Origin of the sequence: Gordonia effusa NBRC 100432 (genome assembly GCF_000241305.1) — a bacterium.
GTDB classification, from domain to species: domain Bacteria; phylum Actinomycetota; class Actinomycetes; order Mycobacteriales; family Mycobacteriaceae; genus Gordonia; species Gordonia effusa.
Map to the genome: position 1 here is coordinate 18,994 of NZ_BAEH01000110.1, position 16,054 is coordinate 35,047.

Below are 16,054 nucleotides of genomic sequence, written 5' to 3' on the forward strand. Positions count from 1 at the left end.
ATGAGCGATAACACACCTTCGCCCGACGACGCGACCGCGCCGATCGAGATTCCCTCGAGCAGCACCGCGGCCACGTCGGGTACACCGCAGAACGAAACGCCGGAACAGGAAAACGTCCCACATAAGAGCCGACGTTTCGGCGGCCGGCGCAGCCCGGTCAGCGTTGGCGCGATGGGCATCATGATCCTGCTGATGGTCGCGTCGGCGTCGTTCTATCTGACGCAGCTGCCCATCGTCGGAGCCGGCGCTCGGTACACCGCGAAGTTCACCGAGGCTGCCGGGCTCAAGTCGGGCAACGAAGTCCGGGTCGCCGGAATCAAGGTCGGCGACGTGGAAAGCGTCAGCCTCAACGGCGACCGCGTCGATGTGAAGTTCCGCGTCTCCAACACCTGGATCGGTAATCAGACCCAGGCATCGATCCAGATCAAGACGGTCCTCGGCCAGAAGTATCTCGGACTCACCCCGCGTGGCTCCAAGCCGCTCGACCCGGAGGATCCGATCACCGACACCGTCTCGCCCTACGACGTCATCGACGCGTTCTCGGACGCCTCGGATCAGATCGAAGAACTCGACACCGATCAGGTGGCGAAGTCGCTGACCACGCTGTCCGAAGCGTTTTCCGGCACCGCCGGTGACATCGGGCCTTCGTTGAAGGGCATCAGCCGACTCTCGCAGACGATCGCCAGCCGCGACCAGGAAGTCCAGAAACTGCTCGGCGCGACCAAGAAGACCTCGCAGATCCTGGCCGACCGCAACGAAGAGTTCACCCGGCTGATCGCCGGCGCCGGCCAATTGCTCGACGAGCTGAACAATCGGCAGCAGGCGATCTCCACACTGCTGTCGTCGACGACGACGCTGAGCACGGCGCTGTCCGGAATCGTCAAAGACAATCAGGCGCAGATCGGTCCGGCGTTGCAATCGGTGCAACAGGTGGCCGCACTGCTCACTAAGCAGAATGCCAACTTGCGCAAGACAATTCAGTACATGGCGCCGTTCTATCGCATCTACGCGAACGTGCTCGGAAACGGCCGCTGGTTTGAGTCCGCGGTCACCAACCTGCTGCCGCCGGCGTTGCCGCAGCAGAATACGACGCGTCCGCCGAATATGAACAAGTCCGGCGCACAGCAGCAGAACAACGGCGGAACGGCGGCCGGATAATGACTACTCCCGACCTGACCCAAACGCAGGGCCCTGGCCGTTGGTTCACGCCGCGGCACATCGTGATGCTGGTAATCGGACTGATCGTCGCGCTGGTGGTTGCCTCGGTCCTGTGGTGGCTCTTCAGCGGCCTCGGCACCACGAAGATCAACGCCACCTTCAAACGCGCCGTCGGCATCTACGCCGGCTCCGACGTCCGGGTTCTCGGTGTGAAAGTCGGCAAAGTCGACGAGGTCACCCCCGACGGCGACGTGGTGCGGGTGAAGATGACTGTCGATCGCGGCGTGAAATTGCCGACCGACGTGCGCGCACTGGAAGTGGTGCCGTCGATCGTCGCCGACCGTTTTGTGCAGCTGGCTCCCGCGTATTCCGGTGGCGAGCAGGCCGGTCGCGAGATCACCCTGACCAAAGACCAGACCATGGTTCCGGTCGAGGTCGACGACCTGTACGCGAATCTGCAGAAGCTGTCCAACTCGCTCGGACCAAACGGGGTCAACAAGCAGGGCGCGCTGAGCGACGTCGTCAAGACCGGTGCGGACAACCTCAAGGGCAACGGCGCACAGCTCGGTGAGGCCATCACCAACCTGTCGAAGGCATCGACCACGCTGAGCGATTCGCGCGGCAACCTCGTCGACACCATCAAGAACCTCAACGTCTTCGTAGGTGCGTTGCGCGACAACGACACTCAGGTTCGTCAGTTCAACTCGCAGATGGCGTCGTTCAGCTCATTCCTCGCCGGTGAACGTCAGCAACTGGGGCTTTCGCTGAACAAGCTGTCGATCGCGCTCGGCGATGTCGCCGGGTTCGTCGAAGACAACCAGCAGGCCCTGGGCGACACGGTGCGTTCACTGCAGCCGACCACCAAAGCGCTGGCCGACAACAAGGAACACCTGAAAGAAATTTTCACGGTGCTGCCGGTCACCATCAACAACCTGATCAACGCGTACGACGCGGAGTCGGGAACGTTGGCCATGCGGTTGACCCTGACCGACCTGCAGGACCTGATCGGCGCTCAGTGCCGCCTGCTCGACCTGGGCAAGCTGATGCCGGGTAACCCTGCCTTCACCCAGTTCAGCAACACCCTGCGGCCGCTTATCTCGCAGTGTGAGGCGATCGGGCAACAGATCAACAAGGGTGTCTTGCAGCCGCTCTTGCCGGTCCTGCCGTTCGGCATTATGAGCAACGACAAGACTCAGCGGTATCCGGTGCCGGGCACCCGGGGTTCTAACCCCGATCCGAGCCTGAAGGTCGGACCGGGTTCCCCGAAGACGCCGTCGGCATCGACGACGAAGGCCCCGACCTCGACTACACCGAAGCCCTCGCAGCGAGGTGGAAACTGATGCGCACACGCCTAATCGCCCTCATCGGCGCGTTGACGGTCGTCGCCGTGGTTGCCACCGGTTGCGGCGGAATTCAGTCGGTCCCGCTGCCCGGCGGCGTCGACACCGGGTCCAACCCGCGTACCTATCTGATCAAATTCGACGATGTGCTCGACCTGGTTCCACAGTCGACCGTCAAACGCGACGGTGTGACCGTTGGCCGGATCGTCGACATCTCGATCCCCAAGGATCAGTGGCAGGCCATCGTCAAGATCGAGGTCCGCAACAATGTCGACCTATCGAATCAAGCACACGCGGCGATTCAGCAGACCGCCCTGCTCGGCGAGAAGTTCGTCGGCCTGAGCGAACCGGCCGGCTCGGCCGGTTCGCCGCGTCAGGACGAGTCGGTGCCGATCAGTGGACTCGACGACAAGGGGCAACCGCGAACCCGCACGGCGACCGACATCGAGCAGGTTCTCGGCGCGTTGTCGATGCTGCTCAACGGCGGCGGCCTGAATCAGCTGGAGCCGATCGTCCGCGAGCTCAATAAGGCGATGGGACATACCAACTCCTATGGCGGCGACGACAACGGCAAGAACAGCCTCAAATCGCTGATCGGCAACGCCGACCGGCTGATCGCCAACCTGAACAAGCAGCGTGACGATATCGTTTCGGCCATCGACGGACTCGACAAGCTGTCGGGTCGTGCGGCCAATCAGAAGGCGCAGATCAGCCGCATTCTCGAGCAGTTGCCGGCCGCGGTCGCGGTGCTCGAAGAGCAGCGTCCCCAGTTCGTCGATCTGTTGACCAAACTCGACAAGCTCGGCCAAGTCGGCGTCGACGTTCTCGGCAAGTCGCGTGATGCGATCATCGCCGACCTCAAGGCGCTGCGTCCGATTCTGTCGTCGTTGACCAAGTCGGCTCCCGACCTCATCACGGCCGCGCCGCTGATGTTGACCGTGCCGTTCCCGGACTGGCTGACTCCTGCCGCGCACGGCGACTCGGTCAACCTGTTCATGACGCTCGACCTGCGGTTGCTCAATCAGCTCGAAGCGCTCGGCGTAGGACAGGGCAATCCGGTCTACTCGCCGCCGAAGTCGAAAGACATCCCGGTCAACGGCAATAACCCGTACTACAAGGGCAACGGTCCCCGGTGGGGCTGGCCGACGATCAGTCTGCTGCCGCCCGCGCCCAATTCGCGGCCCGGGCCTAATACGCCACCGTCGGGCGGACGTTACCCAGCGGCGGCCAAGAAGAAGCAGCAGTACTCGTTGCTGCCGCCGCCGATTCCTGGCCAGACCTACCTCGACGGCCCACTCGCGATGATCGGAGCGAGCCGATGATTCTCACTCGCTTGGTGAAGATTCAGCTGATCGTGTTCGTGATCGTCGGTATCGTCACCCTCGTCTACGTGGCTGGTAAATACGCCAAAGTCGATCGTCTGACCGGCTTTAGCGAATACACCGTCACCGCGCAGCTGCCCGAATCGTCTGGCGGCATCTTCACTAACGCCGAAGTCACCTATCAGGGTGTGCCGGTCGGCCGTGTGTCGAAGTTGGAGCTCACCAAATCGGGTGTGAACGTGGTGATGCGGCTCAACAAGCGCGGACCCGACGTTCCGGCGTCGGCCGTCGCGGTGATCTCCAACCGTTCGGCGATCGGCGAGCAGTTCGTCGACCTCCAGCCGACGTCGGCGACGGGGCCTTATCTCTACGACGGATCGGTGATCACCAAATCGTCGATCCCGCCCCCGCTGGAAGATGTGGTCAACTCGGCCCTTGACTTCGCCGAATCGGTGCCGGTCGAAGACCTGCACACCGTCATCGTCGAGCTGGGTAAGGCGTTCAACGGGCAGGGGGAGAACCTGACTCGTCTGGTGACGTCGTTGGGCAATCTATCCAAGGCCGGCGTCGAGTCTTTGCCGCAGACCATCTCGCTGATCCAGAACTCGAATGTCGTACTGGCGACGCAATCTGAACAGTCCGACCAGATCCTCAGCTGGGCGCGCAACCTCGACCTGGTAACCGCGACGCTGGCCGCCGCGGACCCCGACGTCCGGCGGTTGCTGACCACCGGTACCGCGACGTCGACGCAGCTGTCCAACCTGCTGCAAAAACAGGGCGCCGACATCACCAAGGTGGTGCACGACCTCGGTTCGACGTTCAAGACCATCGAACCGGCGGGTTGGTCCACCAACGCCGCGGTCGCGATGCTGTCCGCGCTTTCGGCCGGTTCGCATTCGCCGGCGCGCGGTGACGGGCAGATCCACTTCGGCATCGTGCTGGAAACCAACAACCCGGCCGCGTGTACTCAGGGGTATGAGAGCACCCAGGCGTTGATCGCGAAGATGAAGGCCAAGAACCCGAACTTCGACATCAATAACGACGACTTCCCGTTCAACACCAAGGCCGAATGTACTGTGCCGCAAGGTTCGCCGACCGGCGTACGCAGTGCGCGGCGTGCGGCGTTGGCTAATCCGGACTACCCGCAGCCGTGGGATAACAAGCCGAAGAAAGATCCGGATAAGTTGAACCTCAATCCACTCGCTACCCAATTGGCATTCCTGCTGGGGGTCCACGCGAAGTGACAGATCCGATGGGGGCCGGGGCGAGTATGTCGGCCGACGCTCCCATCGGTAGCAGGTTGGCGACCTGTGATTTTGACAGTGACCGGTGCTTGGCATCGGTCAGCGATTCGACCCGGGTTAGCTCGGGTCGCTACAGTGGCGGCCGATGAGTTCAGCAGAAAAGAAGACCGCGCCAGTAAAACGGGCGAAAAAGTCTGTCGATGGTGCGAAGGTCGGTTCCGCGCCGATCACGGTAGTTATAGCCTTCTCCCTCGCGATAGTCGCGCTGGTGGCGGCGGTCGGAGCGGTCGGCGTCTTCGGGTATCGCGCCTACGACGTCTATTTCAACGAGAAGCCGAGTCAATCGGCGCGCGAGAATGCCGTCGACGCCGCCGAGACCGCGATTCTCAACGTGCTGACCATCGATCCGCGCGATCCGGGCGCCTGGCAGCGTCGCATCGATTCGTCGATGACCGGCGAAGCGCGTAAGCAATTCACCGTGCAGGTCGTCAACTCGTTGCGGGAGCGGCTGAGCAAAGCGGGCGACAACGCCGCCACGATTACCGCGCGCATTACGCGCAGCGCGGCCACCGAGGTCAACGTAGACGATCAGACCGGTTCGGTCATCGTCTACGCGGCGGCAACCCCGAAGCGCAATGGCAAGGCAGAGGAGTCGACGCCATTCGGGTTCCTGGTGACGGTTGGTAAAGAAGGTGGCGACCACTGGCGAGCCACCAATGTCACCCCGCTGGACTCGATGGCATTACAGGAACCGGCTACCGGCGACACCCAGCAACAACCTGGTGCCACGACGACGCCGGCTCCGAGCGGAGGTAACTGATGGCTACCCGTCGTCCCAACAAGGGCACCCCCGCGCGACCGGTACGCAAGCCGACGGTCGCCGGCCGTAAACGGACGAGCAGTGCCGCCGATGTCGCGGATACCGGCAAGGTTGAGGCGGTTGAGACGCCCAAACCGGTTGAGGCTGAGCCGATAAAGGCTAAGCCGGTCGAGACTGAGGCGGTTGAGGCCAAGCCGGTCGAAACCGAGCCCGTCGAAACCAAGCCGGTCGAAACCAAGCCCGTCGAAACCGAGCCCGTCGAAACCAAGCCGGTCGAAACTAGCCCCGTCCAGGCGCCGAAGACCTCTCTGACGAAACCCGACGACGACTTCGTGTCCGTCGACGACGTGCCGCGCGATGCCGACGCGACGTCGGAGAGTATCGAAACCGTCTCTGCGACAACGGAATCCGGCGTCAAGGCCGACTCGGATGCCGACACCGAGGCAGACCCGATCAAACCGTCCGGAAAATCCCGACGGCCGGTATCTCGGGTGTCGACGATCAAGGCGGGCGCGGCGTCGAAGGCCGAGCCCACGGTCGGACAGCAACAGCAGCAGGCGGCGCGCAAACGGTCGTCGTTGGTGGCAACGGTCGTTACCTGGCGGACGACGAAGATCGTGGCGGCGGTCGCGGTGCTCCTCGGCATTGTGGCCGCGATCCTGGCGTGGACACCGGGCGCGACGATCGGCGATAACAAGGCGTTCGTCGACAAGTCAGCGACCACCGAGGTCCTGACGCAGGGACGTAACCGGTTATGCGCGCCCCTCGCTTACGAGGTCAAGGGTTATGACAAGTGGGTGCAGAACGGTCGCCTGGCGCTGACCGGTCAGGCGCTCACCGAGTTCAACAAGACCGTCGAGACACAGCGGAGTGTGGTCGAACAGGCCAACTCGAGCACTCTGTGCCGAATCGACACCGTCGGCGTCCAGACGCTCTCGGGCGACCGCGCCGCGCTGATCGCCAGCCTGGTCCTCAGCCGCGATGTCAACGGCTCGGTGCTCGACAGTCAGGTCATCCGAATCCAGGCGGATATGGTCAAAAAGGGCGACAACTGGCTGATCGAGAACCTCGCGACGCTGTAAATGAGCAGGGAATTTCGGTAAAAACTGCGCGTAGCGCTTGACGCGGGGCGCTCGGGGGGCCACGCTATTGCCAGCGATGTGTTGGGTCCGCATCCGTTACCTCCGAGGCCGCCAGCCTGGGGTACACATTGATACGTAACGGGGCTTGGTGTTCCCGTCTATTTTCTGATATCGTTGGACGTTGCGCTGGCTGCCTCCTGTCCAAACTACCGATCCGCCACTTCCGGCCACTGTCGTGTGCTGCGAGATGTGTTTCGCCTTAGCAGGTTGCCACCAGCCAAACTGATGAGCTACGAGCGAGACGTTCGCAGCAGTAGACACCATAGTGTTTGGAAGGACGCATCTTGGCACTCGACCGCCAGTCCACCTCAGCCACCATCCCCGGCGCGCCTACCCGCGCATCGTTCGCAAAGATCAGCGAACCTCTGCCCGTTCCCGGTTTGCTCGATTTGCAGCTGGATTCATTCCAGTGGCTGATCGGCTCGTCGGAGTGGAAGGCAAAGGCCGCAGCCCGCGGCGTCGACAACCCCACCGGTGGTCTCGAAGACATCCTGCACGAGCTGTCCCCGATCGAGGACTTCTCCGAGTCGATGTCACTGTCGTTCTCCGATCCACGCTTCGACGAGGTCAAAGCCTCCGTCGATGAGTGCAAGGACAAGGACATGACGTACGCGGCTCCGCTGTTCGTCACCGCCGAGTTCATCAACAACAACACCGGCGAGATCAAGTCGCAGACCGTCTTCATGGGCGACTTCCCGATCATGACCGACAAGGGCAGCTTCATCATCAACGGCACCGAGCGTGTCGTGGTGAGCCAGCTGGTGCGTAGCCCCGGCGTGTACTTCGACGCCTCTATCGACAAGGCCACCGAGAAGACCCTGCATTCGGTCAAGGTCATTCCGGGCCGTGGCGCATGGCTGGAATTCGACGTCGACAAGCGCGACACCGTCGGTGTGCGCATCGACCGCAAGCGTCGTCAGCCGGTCACCGTGCTGCTCAAGGCGCTCGGCATGACCACCGAGGAGATCACCGAGCGTTTCGGTTTCTCCGAGATTATGATGTCGACCCTGGAGAAGGACAGCACCAGCAACCAGGACGAGGCGCTGCTCGAGGTCTACCGCAAGCTGCGTCCGGGCGAGCCGCCGACCAAGGAGTCGGCCGAGGCGCTGCTGGAGAACCTATTCTTCAAGGAGAAGCGTTACGACCTGGCCCGCGTTGGTCGGTACAAGGTCAACAAGAAGCTGGGTCTCACCGAGAACCCGATGAACGGACCGTCGGTGCTGACCACCGAGGACATCATCACCACGGTCGAGTACCTGGTCCGGCTGCACGACGCCGACCCGCATGTGCTGACCGAGATGACCGGCCCCGGTGGGGTATCGGTGCCCGTCGAGTCCGACGACATCGACCACTTCGGTAACCGTCGCCTGCGTACCGTCGGCGAGCTGATCCAGAATCAGATCCGCGTCGGCCTCTCGCGTATGGAACGTGTCGTGCGCGAGCGCATGACCACCCAGGACGTCGAGGCGATCACCCCGCAGACCCTGATCAACATCCGTCCCGTCGTGGCGGCGATCAAGGAATTCTTCGGAACCAGCCAGCTGTCGCAGTTCATGGACCAGAACAACCCGCTGTCGGGTCTGACGCATAAGCGTCGCCTGTCCGCGCTCGGACCAGGTGGTCTGAGCCGTGAGCGCGCCGGCCTCGAAGTGCGCGACGTGCACCCGAGCCACTACGGCCGCATGTGTCCCATCGAGACTCCGGAAGGCCCGAATATCGGTCTGATCGGTGCGCTCTCGGTATACGCGCGGGTCAACCCGTTCGGCTTCATCGAAACGCCGTACCGCAAGGTCATCGACGGTGTGGTCTCCGACGAGATCGAGTACATGACCGCCGACGAAGAGGACCGTTACCTCATCGGCCAGGCCAACACGAACTACGACGCCGACGGCACCATCACCGACGAGCGTGTTCTGGTTCGTAAGCGTGGCTCGGAGGTTGAGTTCGTCTCGTCGTCGGATGTCCAGTACATCGACGTCAGCCCGCGCCAGATGGTGTCGGTCGCGACCGCGATGATCCCGTTCCTCGAACACGACGACGCCAACCGTGCCCTGATGGGTGCCAACATGCAGCGTCAGGCGGTGCCGCTGGTCCGCAGCGAGTCGCCACTGGTCGGTACCGGCATGGAGCTACGTGCCGCGGTCGACGCCGGCGATGTCATCGTTTCCACGAAAACTGGTGTGGTAGAAGAGGTTTCGGCCGACTACATCACCGTCATGGATGACGACGGCACTCGCGAGACCTACCGGATGCGCAAGTTCGCGCGCTCGAACCACGGCACCTGCGCCAACCAGCGTCCGATCGTGGACGAGGGTCAGCGCGTCGAGGCCGGCCAGGTGCTGGCCGACGGTCCGTGCACCGAAAACGGTGAGATGGCGCTGGGCAAGAACCTGCTCGTCGCGATCATGCCGTGGGAGGGCCACAACTACGAGGACGCCATCATCCTGAGCCAGCGGCTCGTGGAGGAAGACGTACTCACCTCGATCCACATCGAAGAGCATGAGATCGACGCCCGCGACACCAAGCTTGGTGCCGAGGAGATCACCCGGGATATCCCGAACGTCTCCGACGAGGTCCTCGCCGACCTCGACGAGCGCGGCATCGTGCGAATCGGTGCCGAGGTCCGCGACGGCGACGTTCTGGTCGGCAAGGTCACCCCGAAGGGCGAAACCGAGCTGACCCCGGAAGAGCGTCTGCTGCGTGCGATCTTCGGTGAGAAGGCTCGCGAGGTTCGCGACACGTCGCTGAAGGTGCCGCACGGTGAGACCGGCAAGGTCATCGGCGTGCGTGTGTTCAGCCGCGATGACGACGACGATCTGGCTCCCGGCGTCAACGAGCTCGTACGCGTGTACGTGGCTCAGAAGCGCAAGATCCAGGACGGCGACAAGCTGGCCGGCCGCCACGGCAACAAGGGTGTTATCGGCAAGATTCTCCCCGCGGAGGATATGCCGTTCCTGCCCGATGGCACGCCCGTCGACATCATCCTGAACACCCACGGTGTCCCGCGTCGTATGAATATCGGCCAGATTCTGGAAACCCACCTCGGGTGGGTCGCCAAGGCCGGTTGGAATATCGACGTGGCCGCGGGTGTGCCCGACTGGGCGTCGAAGCTGCCCGAGGACATGTTCTCGGCCGAGCCCGACACCAACACGGCAACCCCGGTGTTCGACGGTGCCAGCGACGACGAGCTGACCGGACTGCTGTCCTCGACGCTGCCCAACCGCGACGGCGACGTCATGGTCAACGGCGACGGCAAGGCCACGTTGTTCGACGGTCGCTCCGGCGAACCGTTCCCGTACCCGGTGTCGGTCGGCTACATGTACATCATCAAGCTGCATCACCTCGTCGACGACAAGATCCACGCTCGTTCGACCGGTCCGTACTCGATGATCACCCAGCAGCCGCTCGGCGGTAAGGCCCAGTTCGGTGGCCAGCGCTTCGGTGAGATGGAGTGCTGGGCGATGCAGGCCTATGGTGCCGCCTACACGCTGCAGGAACTGTTGACGATCAAGTCCGACGACGTCGTCGGCCGCGTCAAGGTGTACGAAGCCATCGTCAAGGGCGAGAACATCCCGGAGCCGGGCATCCCCGAGTCGTTCAAGGTGCTGCTGAAGGAACTTCAGTCGCTCTGCCTGAACGTCGAGGTGCTGTCCTCCGACGGTGCCGCCATCACGATGGCCGACAGCGACGACGAGGATCTGGAACGCGCAGCGGCCAACCTCGGCATCAACCTGTCGCGCAACGAGTCGGCCACCGTCGACGACCTCGCCAACTGATTGCGCGGGGGCCTTTACCGGCCCCCGTGCTCGCCACCAACTTTCTACTTTTCATAGAGTTCCTCAGGAAGGCATCGAGTGCTCGACGTCAACTTTTTCGACGAACTGAAGATCGGTCTGGCTACGGCCGACGACATTCACAACTGGTCCTACGGCGAGGTCAAGAAGCCGGAGACCATCAACTACCGCACGCTCAAGCCAGAGAAGGACGGCCTGTTCTGCGAGAAGATCTTCGGACCTACTCGCGACTGGGAGTGCTACTGCGGTAAGTACAAGCGCGTCCGCTTCAAGGGCATCATCTGCGAGCGCTGCGGCGTCGAGGTCACTCGCGCCAAGGTGCGTCGTGAGCGGATGGGTCACATCGAGCTGGCCGCTTCGGTTACCCACATCTGGTACTTCAAGGGTGTCCCGTCCCGACTGGGTTACCTGCTCGACCTCGCGCCGAAGGATCTGGAAAAGATCATCTACTTCGCCGCGTATGTCATCACCACGGTCGACGACGAGCTGCGCCACAACGAGCTCTCGACGCTGCAGGCCGAGATGGAGGTCGAGAAGAAGACCGTCGCCGACCAGCGCGACGCCGACCTCAACGAGCGTCAGCAGAAGCTCGAAGCCGACCTGGCCGAGCTGGAGGCCGAGGGCGCCAAGGCCGACGCGAAGCGCAAGATTCGCGATGCCGGCGAGCGTGAGATGAAGCGCATGCGCGACGCCGCGCAGCGTGAGATCGACGCCCTGGAAAACCTCTGGGACACCTTCGTCAAGCTCAAGCCGCGCGACCTCATCATCGATGAGCGCGTTTACCGCGACCTGCAGGATCGTTACGGTGAGTACTTCACCGGCGCGATGGGTGCCGAGTCGATCAAGAAGCTCCTGGAGACCTTCGACATCGACGCCGAGGCCGAACTGCTGCGCGAGACCATCCGTAGCGGCAAGGGCCAGAAAAAGCTGCGCGCGCTCAAGCGACTCAAGGTCGTGGCCGCGTTCCAGCAGTCGGGTAACTCCCCGCTGGGTATGGTCCTCGACGCCGTGCCGGTGATCCCGCCGGAGCTGCGCCCGATGGTTCAGCTCGACGGTGGCCGCTTCGCGACCTCGGACCTCAACGACCTCTACCGTCGTGTCATCAACCGCAACAACCGCCTCAAGCGACTGATCGATCTGGGTGCGCCCGAGATCATCGTGAACAACGAGAAGCGGATGCTGCAGGAGTCGGTCGACGCCCTGTTCGACAACGGTCGTCGTGGACGCCCGGTGACCGGACCGGGTAACCGCCCGCTCAAGTCGTTGAGCGATCTGCTCAAGGGCAAGCAGGGTCGATTCCGTCAGAACCTGCTGGGTAAGCGCGTCGACTACTCGGGCCGTTCGGTCATCGTCGTCGGTCCGCAGCTCAAGCTGCACCAGTGTGGTCTGCCCAAGCTGATGGCTCTGGAACTGTTCAAGCCGTTCGTGATGAAGCGTCTGGTCGATCTCAACCAGGCGCAAAACATCAAGTCGGCCAAGCGCATGGTCGAGCGTCAGCGCCCGGCCGTGTGGGATGTCCTCGAAGAGGTCATCGCCGAGCATCCGGTTCTGCTGAACCGTGCGCCTACCCTGCACCGCCTGGGCATCCAGGCCTTCGAGCCACAGCTCGTCGAGGGTAAGGCCATTCAGCTGCACCCGCTGGTGTGTGAGGCCTTCAACGCCGACTTCGACGGTGACCAGATGGCCGTGCACCTTCCGCTGAGCGCGGAGGCGCAGGCTGAGGCCCGCATCCTGATGCTGTCGTCGAATAACATCCTGTCGCCGGCGTCGGGCCGCCCGCTCGCTATGCCGCGTCTGGATATGGTGACCGGCCTGTTCTACCTGACCTCCCAGAAGGATGGGAAGGTCGGCGAGTACACGGCCGCAACCAAGGACGACGTCGAGCGCGGTGTCTACAGCTCCCCGGCCGAGGCCATCATGGCCGTCGATCGCGGCGCGCTGACCGTGCAGTCCAAGATCAAGGTGCGGCTGACCGATCAGCGTCCGCCGGCCGACGTCGAGGCCGAGTTGTTCCCGGATGGCTGGAAGTTCGGTCAGCCGTGGGATGTCGAGACCACGCTTGGTCGGGTGCTCTTCAACGAGCTGCTGCCCGCCGAGTACCCGTTCGTCAACGAGCAGATGCCGAAGAAGCGTCAGGCCGTGATCATCAACGATCTGGCCGAGCGCTACCCGATGATCGTCGTGGCGCAGACCGTCGACAAGCTCAAGGACGTCGGCTTCTACTGGGCTACCCGGTCGGGTGTCACCGTCTCGATGGCCGACGTGCTCGTGCCGCCGGCCAAGGCGGAGATCCTCGAGCGTTACGAGGAGCGGGCCGACGGCTTGGAGCGCAAGTTCCAGCGTGGCGCCCTCACCCCGGACGAGCGTCGCGACGCATTGGTGGAGATCTGGAAGCAGGCCACCGAAGAAGTCGGTAAGGCGATGGAGGAGTACTACCCCGAGGACAACCCGATCACGATGATCCCGAAGTCGGGTGCGACGGGCAACATGACCCAGGTTCGTAACCTGTCGGGCATGAAGGGTCTGGTGACCAACCCGAAGGGTGAGTTCATCCCGCGTCCGATCAAGTCCTCCTTCCGTGAGGGCCTGACCGTTGCGGAGTACTTCATCAACACGCACGGTGCCCGTAAGGGTCTGGCCGACACCGCGTTGCGTACCGCCGACTCGGGTTACCTGACCCGACGTCTGGTGGACGTCAGCCAGGACGTCATCGTTCGCGAGACCGACTGTGGCACCGAACGCGGCATCAACGTGCCACTGGGTGAGAAGCAGGCTGACGGTTCGATCATCCGCGACGCGCATGTCGAGACTTCGGCGTACGCCCGCACCTTGGCCGCCGATGCGGTCGACGCCAGCGGAAACGTCGTCGTCGAGCGTGGTCATGACCTGGGCGATCCGGCCATCGAGGCACTGCTCGCAGCGGGTATCGACCATGTCAAGGTCCGTTCGGTCCTCACCTGCGGCACCGGCACCGGCGTCTGCGCCATGTGCTACGGCCGTTCGATGGCGACCGGCAAGCTCGTCGATATCGGCGAGGCCGTCGGCATCATCGCGGCTCAGTCGATCGGTGAGCCCGGTACCCAGCTGACGATGCGTACCTTCCACCAGGGTGGCGTCGGTGACGACATCACCGGTGGTCTGCCGCGTGTCCAGGAGCTGTTCGAGGCCCGTGTCCCCAAGGGCAAGGCCCCGATCGCCGAGGTCTCCGGCCGGATTCGTCTCGAGGACGACGATCGGTTCTACAAGATCACGATCATTCCCGACGACGGCTCGGACGAGGTTGTCTACGACAAGATCTCCAAGCGTCAGCGTCTGCGTGTCTTCAAGCACGACGACGGCAGCGAGCGGCTGCTCGCCGACGGCGACCACGTCGAGGTCGGGCAGCAGCTCATGGAAGGTGCTGCCGATCCGCACGAGGTCCTGCGCGTGATGGGTCCCCGTCAGGTCCAGGTTCACCTGGTCAACGAGGTCCAGGAGGTCTACCGCAGCCAGGGTGTGTCGATCCACGACAAGCACATCGAGACCATCGTGCGTCAGATGCTGCGTCGCGTGACGATCATCGACTCCGGTGCCACCGAGTTCCTGCCCGGCTCGCTCACCGAGCGTGCCGAGTTCGAGGCGGCCAACCGTCAGGTCGTGTCCGAGGGCGGCGAGCCCGCGGCCGGACGTCCGGTGCTCATGGGTATCACCAAGGCATCGCTCGCGACCGACTCGTGGTTGTCGGCGGCGTCGTTCCAGGAGACCACTCGTGTGCTTACCGATGCGGCCATCAACAGCCGCAGCGACAAGCTCATCGGTCTCAAGGAGAACGTCATCATCGGTAAGCTCATCCCGGCCGGTACCGGTATCAACCGCTACCGCAACATCCAGGTGCAGCCGACCGAAGAGGCTCGGGCAGCGGCGTACGCCGTCCCGAACTACGACGACACCTACTACAGCCCGGACGGCACCTTCGGTGCTCCGGCCGGCGCTGCGGTGCCGCTCGACGACTACGGTTTCAGCAACGATTACCGCTAGTTTCTAGCTGAACTCGGCCCCGACACCCATGTGGTGTCGGGGCCGAGTCGCGTTTGGCGTTGATCTTGTGGGAGGGGACGGTCGGGAGGTTCGGCCGTGCTGCTAGCTTCATTGAGTATTCGCCAACCTAACGAGGGGGATTGCTATGACCATGCGAGGCGTCGGAGGAGTCGGTGCGGTATTGCTCGCGGCCGGCCTGGTGGTGTCGGGCTGCGGTGGCGGGGACAAGGGGGACGAGTCGGCTGCTGGCGGTGGCGCGCTGAAAAGTGACTGCAGCGTTGCCTACTCGACTGCGACCGCGGTTGCGGGACAGCTGGTTTCGTATCGCTCGATGGGTGACGCGAGCAAGTTGCCAGTCAGCGGCTCGGCGATTAGCGGAGCCACGCTTCCGCTCATCAAGGACGCCAAGGTTCGCAAGATAGCCGACGAAGGTCAGGCGAACGCTAAGGCGTTCAACGACGCGCTCGCGAAGAATGACGCAACCGCACGCGACAAGGCGATCGTCGCCGCCAAGCCGATCTTCGCCCGGTATAAGGACGCGTGTTCGGGCGCCGTGGAGGAGGAAACGAAGAAGGCCTTCGGAATCCTCGATGAAGCGCTGGCCCCCGGTACTTTGCCCAAGCCGCTCGGTGGAGCTGCCGCACCGTCGGTATCGATCCCGACGTCCGTGGCGCCGTCGTCGAAGGCTAAGCCGAAGCTGCCAACGGTGACGAAGAAGGGGGCCACGGTCAAGGTCGGTCAGCCGGTCGTGTTCGTGATGGAGAAAGACGGTAAGAAGACCTACATCGAGCTCAAGGTGACCAGCATCGATAAAGCTTCCGACGACGACCTGAAGGGGGTCAGGAAGGACTCGCTGAAGGACACCAAGGCGGTGTACTTCGTGCGGGCCGAGGGCAAGGAGATCCACCCCGAGGGCATCGAGTGGGACATGAACGCACCATCGATCCATTCGTTGTACCCGGAGTTCGAGATCGCCACCGCCGATGGCACCCAGTGGACCAAGATGATCATGATCGGTGACTTCGAGCCGTGCGAGGACAAGGACGACGATCTAGTCCGCAAATTCTGCACGCCATTCGCGATTGGTTCGGGTTCGACTGACGTACGGGTTGCCGGTCTAACCGGTATCGAGACCGGAAAGACCGATTCGAAAGACCCGCTCTACATCTGGACCAAGTAGACCCCCCCTCGCAAACCCGACCTACCTCGCAAACCCG

The 16,054-nt window shown here is 63.2% G+C and carries 9 protein-coding genes; all 9 read left to right on the top strand.

Annotated elements, in window-relative coordinates:
• The 9 genes from GOEFS_RS19255 (at position 1) to GOEFS_RS19295 (ending at position 16,017) form a co-directional block, all read left to right on the top strand.
• Positions 1-1,158 (top strand): MlaD family protein, encoded by a 1,158-nt coding sequence (locus GOEFS_RS19255; RefSeq protein WP_007319626.1) that lies wholly within the window; start codon positions 1-3, stop codon positions 1,156-1,158.
• A complete protein-coding gene (locus tag GOEFS_RS19260; RefSeq protein ID WP_007319627.1) occupies positions 1,158-2,498 on the top strand; it encodes an MCE family protein in 1,341 nt (446 codons plus the stop codon). Before GOEFS_RS19255 ends, GOEFS_RS19260 begins: the two co-directional genes overlap by 1 nt.
• Positions 2,498-3,820 (top strand): MCE family protein, encoded by a 1,323-nt coding sequence (locus GOEFS_RS19265; RefSeq protein ID WP_007319628.1) that lies wholly within the window; start codon positions 2,498-2,500, stop codon positions 3,818-3,820. The genes GOEFS_RS19260 and GOEFS_RS19265 overlap by 1 nt, the downstream gene beginning before the upstream one ends.
• Entirely contained in the window at positions 3,820-5,064 is a 1,245-nt protein-coding gene (locus GOEFS_RS19270; RefSeq protein ID WP_040525651.1) for an MCE family protein, read from the top strand. The genes GOEFS_RS19265 and GOEFS_RS19270 overlap by 1 nt, the downstream gene beginning before the upstream one ends.
• A gap of 145 nt (positions 5,065-5,209) precedes the next feature.
• Positions 5,210-5,884, top strand: coding sequence for a hypothetical protein (locus GOEFS_RS19275; RefSeq protein WP_007319630.1), 675 nt, complete (start codon positions 5,210-5,212; stop codon positions 5,882-5,884).
• On the top strand, positions 5,884-6,966 hold the full coding sequence (locus GOEFS_RS22645) for a hypothetical protein (RefSeq protein WP_007319631.1): 1,083 nt from the start codon (positions 5,884-5,886) through the stop codon (positions 6,964-6,966). The genes GOEFS_RS19275 and GOEFS_RS22645 overlap by 1 nt, the downstream gene beginning before the upstream one ends.
• Positions 6,967-7,310: 344 nt before the next feature.
• Positions 7,311-10,802, top strand: a complete 3,492-nt coding sequence (gene rpoB, locus GOEFS_RS19285) for a DNA-directed RNA polymerase subunit beta (RefSeq protein WP_007319632.1) — start codon at positions 7,311-7,313, stop codon at positions 10,800-10,802.
• Between the two features lie 78 nt (positions 10,803-10,880).
• The gene (locus tag GOEFS_RS19290) at positions 10,881-14,837 is read left to right on the top strand and encodes a DNA-directed RNA polymerase subunit beta' (protein WP_007319633.1); all 3,957 of its coding nucleotides are present in this window, start codon (positions 10,881-10,883) and stop codon (positions 14,835-14,837) included.
• A 145-nt stretch (positions 14,838-14,982) separates the two neighbouring features.
• Positions 14,983-16,017: a hypothetical protein gene (locus tag GOEFS_RS19295; RefSeq protein WP_007319634.1), complete on the top strand. Its 1,035-nt coding sequence runs from the start codon at positions 14,983-14,985 to the stop codon at positions 16,015-16,017.
• Positions 16,018-16,054 lie beyond the last annotated feature (37 nt).

Excerpts from the sequence above, each read along its gene's own strand:
- GOEFS_RS19255 (WP_007319626.1), top strand. The coding sequence starts at position 1 with ATGAGCGATAACACACCTTCGCCCGACGACGCGACCGCGCCGATCGAG.
- GOEFS_RS19260 (WP_007319627.1), top strand. The coding sequence starts at position 1,158 with ATGACTACTCCCGACCTGACCCAAACGCAGGGCCCTGGCCGTTGGTTC.
- GOEFS_RS19265 (WP_007319628.1), top strand. The coding sequence starts at position 2,498 with ATGCGCACACGCCTAATCGCCCTCATCGGCGCGTTGACGGTCGTCGCC.
- GOEFS_RS19275 (WP_007319630.1), top strand. The coding sequence starts at position 5,210 with ATGAGTTCAGCAGAAAAGAAGACCGCGCCAGTAAAACGGGCGAAAAAG.
- GOEFS_RS22645 (WP_007319631.1), top strand. The coding sequence starts at position 5,884 with ATGGCTACCCGTCGTCCCAACAAGGGCACCCCCGCGCGACCGGTACGC.
- GOEFS_RS19295 (WP_007319634.1), top strand. The coding sequence starts at position 14,983 with ATGACCATGCGAGGCGTCGGAGGAGTCGGTGCGGTATTGCTCGCGGCC.